Origin of the sequence: Actinomycetospora sp. (assembly GCF_036497245.1) — a bacterium.
In the GTDB taxonomy this organism is placed as follows: domain Bacteria; phylum Actinomycetota; class Actinomycetes; order Mycobacteriales; family Pseudonocardiaceae; genus Actinomycetospora.
In genome coordinates this window covers 18,405-27,521 of sequence record NZ_DASXJS010000003.1, presented here as the reverse complement: position 1 = coordinate 27,521, position 9,117 = coordinate 18,405, and the positions used below count along the sequence as shown (strand labels likewise).

The 9,117-nt window shown below is 75.8% G+C and carries 7 protein-coding genes; 2 read left to right on the top strand and 5 right to left on the bottom strand.

The window, feature by feature from the left end; genetic code table 11:
* Together VGI02_RS00265 and VGI02_RS00260 are read left to right on the top strand one after the other, a co-directional pair.
* On the top strand, positions 1-1,092 hold a 1,092-nt coding region (locus VGI02_RS00265; protein WP_331625214.1), incomplete at its 5' end, for an alpha/beta hydrolase family protein.
* 127 nt (positions 1,093-1,219) lie between these two features.
* Positions 1,220-2,557 carry an ATP-dependent 6-phosphofructokinase gene (locus VGI02_RS00260; RefSeq protein ID WP_331625213.1) on the top strand — a complete coding sequence of 446 codons (1,338 nt, stop codon included), beginning with the start codon at positions 1,220-1,222 and terminating at the stop codon, positions 2,555-2,557.
* Here the strand turns inward: VGI02_RS00260 and VGI02_RS00255 are convergent.
* The 5 genes from VGI02_RS00255 to VGI02_RS00235 are packed head-to-tail and all read right to left on the bottom strand — an operon-like array spanning position 2,554 to position 9,085.
* Positions 2,554-4,050, bottom strand: a complete 1,497-nt coding sequence (locus tag VGI02_RS00255) for a sodium:solute symporter (protein ID WP_331625212.1) — start codon at positions 4,048-4,050, stop codon at positions 2,554-2,556. The two genes, VGI02_RS00260 and VGI02_RS00255, sit on opposite strands and share 4 nt — an antisense overlap.
* A 13-nt stretch (positions 4,051-4,063) precedes the next feature.
* Positions 4,064-5,251 carry an N-acetylglucosamine-6-phosphate deacetylase gene (locus tag VGI02_RS00250; RefSeq protein WP_331625211.1) on the bottom strand — a complete coding sequence of 396 codons (1,188 nt, stop codon included), beginning with the start codon at positions 5,249-5,251 and terminating at the stop codon, positions 4,064-4,066.
* The gene (locus VGI02_RS00245; RefSeq protein ID WP_331625210.1) at positions 5,248-6,504 is read right to left on the bottom strand and encodes an anhydro-N-acetylmuramic acid kinase; all 1,257 of its coding nucleotides are present in this window, start codon (positions 6,502-6,504) and stop codon (positions 5,248-5,250) included. The genes VGI02_RS00250 and VGI02_RS00245 overlap by 4 nt, the downstream gene beginning before the upstream one ends.
* Positions 6,501-8,321: an N-acetylmuramic acid 6-phosphate etherase gene (locus VGI02_RS00240; protein WP_331625209.1), complete on the bottom strand. Its 1,821-nt coding sequence runs from the start codon at positions 8,319-8,321 to the stop codon at positions 6,501-6,503. Before VGI02_RS00240 ends, VGI02_RS00245 begins: the two co-directional genes overlap by 4 nt.
* Positions 8,318-9,085, bottom strand: a complete 768-nt coding sequence (locus VGI02_RS00235) for a GntR family transcriptional regulator (protein ID WP_331625208.1) — start codon at positions 9,083-9,085, stop codon at positions 8,318-8,320. The genes VGI02_RS00240 and VGI02_RS00235 overlap by 4 nt, the downstream gene beginning before the upstream one ends.
* Positions 9,086-9,117: the final 32 nt, after the last annotated feature.

Below are 9,117 nucleotides of genomic sequence, written 5' to 3'. Positions count from 1 at the left end.
GTCGTGTTCGCGCGCTCCTCGGAGGGCTTCGACGCGCTCGCCGTCGCCGGGACCGACGGCACGATCACGGTCCTGGAGACCGGGTTCACGGCGATCCGCTCGGTCCGCGCGGACGGGCCGGACGCCGTGGTGTGCGTGGCGGGCGGCCCGACCGCCGAGCCCGGGGTCCACCGCGTCACCACGGACGGCACCGTCACGACCCTCCGGGCCCCCCGCGACCTCGGGCTCGACCCGACGACGCTGTCCGTGCCGGAGCCGATGACGTTCACCTCGGTCGACGGGCACGGCGCACCCCGCGACGCGCACGCGCTCTACTACCCGCCGTCGGCCGCGCACGCCGCGCCGGAGGGCGAGCGGCCGCCGCTGCTCGTGGTGATCCACGGCGGCCCGACCGGCGCGGCGACCCCGGTGCTCGCGGTCGGCCTGCAGTACTGGACGAGCCGCGGCTTCGGGGTCGTCGACGTGAACTACGGCGGCTCGACCGGCTACGGCCGCGCCTACCGGGAGCAGCTGAAGGGCGCCTGGGGGATCGTCGACGTCGCGGACTGCCTCGCCGCGGCCCGGGCACTGGCCGACGCCGGGCGGGTGGACCCGGCCCGGATGGCCATCCGGGGCGGCTCGGCGGGCGGGTTCACGACTCTCGCGGCGCTGGCCCGCGAGGACACCCCGTTCTCGGCCGGGGCCGATCACTTCGGCGTCGCCGACCTCGAGGCGCTGGCCCGCGACACGCACAAGTTCGAGTCCCGCTACCTCGACGGGCTCGTCGGCCCCTACCCGGCCGAGCGGGACGTCTACGTCGAGCGCTCGCCCCTGAACCACGTCGAGCAGTTCGCGACCCCGCTCATCGTGCTCCAGGGCGACGAGGACGCGATCGTCCCGCCGAACCAGTCCGAGATGATCGTCGAGGCACTCCGCGCCCGGGGCGTCCCGGTGGCCTACCTGCTCTTCGCCGGGGAGCAGCACGGGTTCCGCGCCGCGGCGAACATCCGCCGCGCGCTCGACGCCGAGCTGGCCTTCTACGCGCGGCTGTTCGGCTTCACCCTGCCTGCCGGCGAGGGCATCGAGCCGGTCGTGATCGACAACCTCGGCTAGCCGGGGACGGTGCACGGCTGCTCCTCCGAACGAGCGGTCGTCGATCACCCCCGCAGGGCACCGCCCTGCGTCTACCGTGCAACACCCGCCGCGGCGCCGCGGCGGGGCGCCTCCGGAAGGAGACCAGGTGTCGGTCGAGACCCCGGCCCGCGCGGACTGCGAGGTCGCGACCCTCGGCCCCTGCTCCGTCGAGTCCCCGCTCGCGCCCGTGTTCGGGGCTTTCGAGCAGGCCGGACCGGTCGGGCACGTGGACCCCGACGACCGCGTGCTCATCGAGGACACCGAGGCGGCGGTCGCCGCGCGTGACCCCGCGGCGGGACCGCCGCCGAGCTTCGAACCGGCCCGCGCCCGCCGCACGCTGTTCTTCGACCCGACCGCCACCACCGTCGCGATCGTCACCTGCGGGGGCCTGTGCCCCGGCCTCAACGACGTCATCCGGGGCCTGGTCCAGCAGTTGCGTCGCCAGTACGGGGTCGAGCGCATCCTCGGGATCCGTCACGGCTACCTCGGGCTCACCCGCGCGCACCGCGACGAGGCGATGGAGCTCTCCGGCACGATGGTCCAGGAGATCCACCAAGCGGGCGGGACGTTCCTCGGCACCTCCCGGGGCCGCCAGGACCCGGCCGAGATGGTCGACGCGCTCGAGCACCTGGGCGTCGACCTGCTGTTCGTGATCGGCGGGGACGGCACGATGACGGCCGCGCGCGGGATGGTCGAGGAGATCGGGCGCCGCGGCCGGGCGATCGGGGTGATGGGCCTGCCCAAGACGATCGACAACGACCTGCCGTTCATCGACCAGAGCTTCGGCTTCCTCACCGCGGTGGCCCGGGCCGCCGACACCGTCCGCGCCGCCCACGCCGAGGCGCTCTCCGTGCGCGACGGCGTCTCCGTCGTCAAGCTCATGGGCCGCCACGCCGGCTTCGTCGCGTGCTACGCCGCGATCGCGATCAACGACGTGGACCTCGTGCTCATCCCCGAGGTCCCGTTCGCCTGGGGCGGTGGGAACGGGCTGCTCGCGCAGGTCCGTGACTGTCTGGACCGCCGGGGGCGGGCGCTCGTGGTCGTGGCCGAGGGCGCGGGCGCGGAGCACCGGGACGACGACGAGGACGTCGGCCCGCTCGTCCGGGACCGGATCGTCGCCGACCTCACCGACCGCGGCTACGAGCCCGTCATGCGCTACCTCGACCCGAGCTACGCGATCCGCTCGGTGCGCGCCGACACCTACGACAGCGTCTACTGCGTGCAGCTCGCCCACGCCGCCGTCCACGCGGCGATGTGCGGGCGGACCGGCGCCGTGGTCGCGCGGTGGCGGGGCCGCTACGTCCTCGTCCCGATGACGCTGATGACCGACGTGCCGCACCGCGTCGACCCCGCGGGCGAGCTCTGGGCGTCGGTGCTCGAGGCGACCCGTCAGCCGACCCGGCTCGACGACCAGGGCATCCGGATCGGGGCGGACGGCGGCTAGACCGGGGCGACGGGTTCGGGCTCGGGTTCCGCGACGTCCGTCCGGGGCCGGACCAGCGAGATCAGCGCACCCACCACGAGGGTGATCACCACGCCGATCGCCACGAACCACGGGAACGCCAGCGGCTGACCGCCGATGTCGATCCCCAGCGCCGCCCAGGCCGTCCCGATCAGGGTCGCGAGGAACGCCACGACGGAAGCCACGCCGTCGGCGCGGGGGACAAGCAGCCCGAGCAGGAACGCCCCCAGCAGCGCGCCGTAGCTGTAGGACGCGATCGAGAGACCCAGCTCCACCACCGGGTCCTTCGTCGTCGTGAACAGCGAGGCGAACCCGACCATCACCAGCGCCCACACCCCGGTCATCCAGCGCGCGACCTTCAGCATGGTGGCCTCGTCGGGCCGCCACTGCGCCCACGACTGCACGAGGTCGGCGATCGTCGAGGTCGACAGCGAGTTGAGCGCGGACGAGAGCGACCCCATGGTCGCGGCGAGGATGCCCGCGACGAGCAGCCCGGACAGGCCCATGGGCAGGTCGCGCAGGATGAACTCGCCGAAGAGCTGGTCGCTGGTCAGGTTCAGCGACGACAGCGACGCGCCACGGTTGCGGGCCCAGAGCAAGGCCCCCACCAGCGAGAACAGCGCGAACTGCACGCCGATCGCCACGGCGGAGCCGATCATCGCCTTGCGGCCGTCGGACAGCGAGCGGCACGAGAGCACACGTTGCGCGATCAGCTGGTCGGACCCGTGCGAGCCCATCGTCAGCAGCGCCCCACCGACGATCGCGGTGACGAACGCGTAGGGACTGGTCAGGATCGGCTTCGAGAAGTCGAAGACGGTGAACTTCCCGGCGTCCCACGCGGCCGCCCACCCACCGGCGCCGACCTGGGTCCAGAGCACCACCACGCAGATCACCGCGCCGACCACGTAGAGGCCCATCTGCAGGAAGTCGGTCCACACCACGGCCTTGATGCCGCCGACGTAGGTGTACGCGACGGTGACCGCCGTGATCGCCAGCACGATCACGAAGTAGTTGACGTCCAGCCCGAACTCGGCGAGCAGCAGCTTGATCGGGATCGCCCCGGCGAACAGGCGCACGCCCTCGGCCAGCAGCCGCGTGACCAGGAACGTCAGCGACGCCAGCCCCTGGGTGTGCCGACCGAACCGCTGCCCGAGGTACTGGTAGGCCGAGACGAACCCGCCGCGGAAGTACAGCGGCAGCAGCACGAACGCCACGAGGATTCGGCCGACCAGGTAGCCGACCGCCAGCTCCACGTAGGAGAACGACCCGCCGTAGGCCACCCCCGGCACGCTGATCACGGTCAGGGTCGAGGTCTCGGTGGCGACGATCGAGAACATCACCGCCCACCACGGCAGCGAGCGCTCGCCGGTGAAGTAGTCGGTGGCCGAGCGCTGCCTGCCGGACAGCTTCAGGCCGATCACGGCGATCGCCACCAGGTAGGCGACGATGACCGCGAGGTTGACGACGTCCTGCACGGCGCCTCCTGATCTACTCGGTTCGCGTGATCTTCTGCCCGGCGAGCAGCACCGCCGTGACTTCCAGGGCGTCGTCGAGCACCGTCACGTCGGCCACCCCGCCGGGGCGGAGCACGCCGAGATCGGGATGCGGGCGCCGGGCAGGCGGCACCAGGCCCGCCGGGGTCGCGGTGGCGGCGACGAGTGCCGTGGCGAGGTCGATCCCCGCGGCCACGGCCGTACGGACGCAGCCCGCCAGGGTCGCGGCGCTGCCGGCGAGGGTGCCGTCGGAATTGCGGACGGCACCGTCGGCGAGGGTGAGCGCGACGTCGCCGAGGACGAAGGTCCCGTCGGGCATGCCCGCGGCGGCGGTCGCGTCGGTGATGAGTGCCCACCGCCCGGCCGCGGCGGCGGCGACGACCCGCAGCACGTCCGGGGCGAGGTGGTGCCCGTCGGCGATGACGGTGACCACGACGCCCGGGTGGGCGAGCGCGGCGGCGGCGAGGCCGGGCGCGCGGTGGTCGAACCCGCTCATCGCGTTGAACAGGTGGGTCGCGCCCGAGACGCCGGCGTCGAACCCGAGGTGGGCCTGCGCGGCGGTGGCGTCGGAGTGCCCGGCCATCACGGTGATCCCGGCGGCCCTCGCGCGGCGGACGAGCTCCGCGGCGCCGTCGAGCTCCGGCGCGATCGTGGTGATCGCGACCTGGCCCGCGTCGAACAGCCGCGCCTGGAGCGCGGGGTCCGGGTCGCGCAGGTGGACCGGCGGGTGGGTGCCGCGGCGGGCGGGCGCGAGGAACGGGCCCTCGACGTGCGCGCCGAGCAGGCGGGCACCGGCCGCGTCGTCAGCGTCGTGAGCGCGCGCCCGGTCGAGGCGGGCCAGCGCCCGGGCCGCGGTGTCCGGTGCGGCGGTGATGATCGTCGGGACGACGGCCGTCACCCCGTCGGCGGCGACGGCGCGGCGGAACCGGCCGACCTGCGCCACGGCGTCGTCGGCGTCGTCCGTATCGGGGGCGTCGGCGTCGTCGGGGGCGTCGCCCAGCGCCGTGAGGTCGACCCCCGCGTAGCCGTTGCACTGCACGTCCACCAGCCCGGCGACGGCGATCGCCCCGCCCCGGGCCGCGGGGAGCCCCACCGCGTCGACGACGCCGTCCGCGACCGCCACGTCGCCGGCGTGCAGCACGCCGTCGACGAGCGCCGCGGACACCCCCAGGCGCCTGCTCACGGACGGACACCGTCGTGGATCTCCAGGCCGTGGACGACGCCGACGGGTTCGGGCAGGCGCAGCGCACCGTGTCCGGCGCTGATCCGGCCGAGCACCCGCGCGGTGGGCGACCCCGTCGCTCCGGGCCGCACCCCGGGCACGCCGTGCCAGCTCAGCGCACCGAGCAGCGCGGTCAGCACCGCCTCCTTGGCGTCCGAGGGCAGTCCGCGCGCGTCGGAGCGCACCAGCGGGACCTCGCCGAGCTCACGGACGAGGGCCGCGCGCAGGACCGGGTTGTCCATCCCGCCGCCCGACCCGACGACCTCGACCGGTGCGTGCTTCCGGCAGGCGTCGGCGACGGTGCGGGCGGTGAGCGCGACGAGGGTCGCCGCGAGGTCAGGGGCAGCGATCCCCGGACTCGCGGCCGCCACCGCCGCGTCCAGCGCCGCCGCGGTGAACAGCTCGCGGCCGGTGGTCTTCGGGGGCGGCGCGGCGTAGTAGGGCTCGGTCAGCAGGTGGTCGAGCAGCGCATCGTCGACGGTGCCCGCTCCCGCGAGCGCTCCGTCGACGTCGTAGGGCACGCCGGTGGCGCGGTGCGCGACGACGTCGAGCCAGCAGTTCGCGGGCCCTGTGTCGTAGGCGATCACCGGGGCGGCGTCGCGAGGGGAGGATTCTGCCGCTCCATCCGGCTGAGGGTTCCCCTCGTGCGCGGGGGTCGTCGGCGGGGTGACGACGGTGATGTTGGCGATCCCGCCGAGGTTCAGCGCGATCCGCGTGTCCGGGCCCGCCAACCACAGGGCGTCGAGCGTGCTCGCCAGCGGTGCCCCGTGCCCGCCCGCGGCGATGTCGGTGGCACGCAGGTCGGAGACGACGGGCAGGCCGGTCGCCTCCGCGATCCACGCCGGCTGGCCGAGCTGCAGCCCGCCGGTCGCCCGGCCGTCCGCGATCCCGTGGAACACCGTCTGCCCGAGCCACGCCACGAGGTCACCCCGGACCCCGACCCGGTCCAGCGCCGCCCCGGTCGCCGCCCCCGCGGCCCGCCCGACGGCGTTGTCCAGCGCGGCGATCTCCTCGACGGTGGTCGCGGCGGGCGGGAGCACCGCCAGCAGCCGCTCCTGCAGATCGGCGGGCCATGCCGCGGAACCGTGACCCAGCACCGTCAGCCGGACGCACCGCCCCTCGGTGTGCTCGCCCGAGTCGGGAACCTCGATCTCGCAGACCGCGGTGTCCAGGCCGTCCATCGACGTGCCCGAGAGCATCCCGACGACGATCACCCGATCACCTCGGGGCCGACCGCGGCGCGCACCGAGCCGGTGGCCGCGAGCCGGGCCCGCGCGGCATCGCCGTCGAGCCCGGCCAGCAGCGCGACGAGGGCGGTCGCGACGTCGTCGTGCGCGTCCACGAGCGCCTCGCGGGCCAGGCTGATGTCGACCCCGGCCGCGTCGCGCACGATCCGCTCGGCGCGCCTGCGCAGCTTGGCGTTGGTCACGCGGACGCCGACCATCCACGGCCCGTAGGTCGCCCCGGCCCGCACCATGGCCGCCGTCGTCAGCGTGTTCAGCGCGATCTTCTGCGCGGTCCCCGCGGCCAGGCGCGTCGAACCGGCGAGCACCTCGGGGCCGGTGACCAGCTCGATCGCGGTCCCGGCGAGGGCCGCGGCGGGGCTGCCGGTCGCGTTCACGACGGCGACGGTGGCCGCCCCGCGCGCCGCCGCGGCCCGCAGCGCGCCGAGCACGTAGGGGGTGCGCCCGGAGGCCGCGACCCCGATCAGCACGTCGCCGGGCCCCACGTCCGCGGCCTCGACGTCGGCCCGGCCTGCGGCGTCGTCGTCCTCGGCGTTCTCCACCGCGGCACCCGCCGCGCCCGCGCCGCCCGCGAGCAGCGCCAGCGCCCGGCCGGGGTCGATGCCGAAGGTCGGCGGCAGCTCGGCGGCGTCCTGCATCGCGAGCCGCCCCGACGTCCCGGCGCCGGCGTAGACCAGTCGCCCGCCCGCCCGGAACGCGCCCGCGAGGACGTCGACGGCACGGGTGAGCGCCCCGCCGACCGCCGCGACGGCGGCCGGGGCCGCGGCCTGCCCGTCGAGCAGCCGGGCGACCAGGACCGGGGTCGCCAGGGCGTCCAGCTCCTCCGACCCGGCCCGGACACCCTCGGTCGGCAGCCGGTCGACCTCGGCGGCGAGACCCCGCGCCGGGTCCGACACGGTCGACACGCGGCGGACCACGCACGGCTCGTGCGGCGACCCGTGGTCCTCGAGCAGCCGCAGCAGGCCCGCGAGGGCGTCGCCGTCGGGGCCGCGCAGCTCCAGATCGGGGCGGGCATCGGCGAGCCGGGGTGCGAGTGCGTTCGCGAGCCCGCCGACGACGGCGAGCTCGGTCCCCGGGCGCGATCCCCCGGCGGCGTCCACGGTCGCGGCGAGGGCGGCGACGGCGTCGTCGACGAGGGCCCGCGCGACCGCGTCCCCACCGTCGGCGGCCGCGAGCACCGCGGGAGCGAAGTCCGCGAGGGCCGCGGGGGAGTCCGGGTGCGCCGCCAGCATCTCCCGCGCCGGACCGGCCAGGGCGGTCGCCCGCCCCGCCCCGTCGAGAGCGCGCAGGGCGGCGCGCAGGCCCTCCTGCCCGAGCCGGGCGCCGCCGCCCGCGTCGCCGAGCAGCAGGCCGTGACCGTCGACGCGACGGACCCGGCTGTCGGAGCCGACCCCGAGCGCCACGGCTCCGGTGCCGACGGCGAGCACGACCTGGCTCCGTCCCCCCGGTTCGGCGAATGCCCCCGCATGCCACGCGATGACGTCGGAGGTCACCGCGACCGCGACCGGGTCCGGTCCGTGCCACCCGGTGGCGAGCAGGTCCCCGAGCTCCTCGGCGGCGTCGGGACGGGTGAGCGCGCCGGGTACGCCCACGGCGAGGGACCACGGCCCGTTCCCGGGCGGGTCCGCGACGGCCGCGCGCACCGCGGCCGCCACCGTGGGCGGGCCTCCCGCGTCGCCGAGCCCCGCCCCGATCGGCGTCGTCCGGCGCAGGTCCGCGGAGCCAGGCACGCGCCGCAGGATCCGTGCCCCGGAGCGGCCCATGTCGACGGCGACGGTGGTCGTCACGGCATGGCCCCGGGATCGATGGTCGAGCTCCGCTCCGCTACGTCTCCGGGATCGACGGTCGAGCTCCGCTCCGCTACGTCTCCGGGCGGCATGATGTCCATCTCGATGAGGTACCGATCGCCCCGGGCGAGCGACTCGACGCGCTCGACCACCTCGCCGTGCTGGTCACGCGAGGTCCGGACGAAGCGCAAAGCGGCCGCGCCGGGCGCGACGCCGAGCAGGTCCGCCTCGCCGGCCCCGAGCACCACGGGGGCGACGGACTGGGTCCCGGTCCGGATCCGCCTGCCGAACCGGGTCGCCAGCACGTCGTAGTAGGACGCCGCCCCCTCGAGGTCCTCCCCGGTGAGCCCCGGCACCCGCGCGGCGGGCGCGTGCAGGGTCTCGAGCGTCATCGGCTCACCGTCGGCGAGGCGCACGCGGCACACCCGCAGGACGGCCTCCCCGCCCGGCATCTCCAGGCGCCCGGCGAGCTCGGTGTCCGCGACGACGGTGTCCCACCACAGCAGCCGGGACGACGGCTCGAGCCCGCGCCTGCGCATGTCGTCGCCGAACGAGGTCGCCATCAGGGGCTGCGCCTCGGCCGGGCGGCGCACGAACGTCCCGGCCCCGTGGCGGCGCTCGATCACCCGCCGGGCCATCAGCTCCTCGAGCGCCTTGCGCACCGTCGCCCGGGACACCCCGAATCGGCCCGAGAGCTCACGTTCGCCTGGCAACATGGCGCCGGGGCCCAGTTCGGCACACAGCGCGGCGACGCGGGCGCTCACCTCGGTGGATCGCCTGGCCGCCACCATGAGAG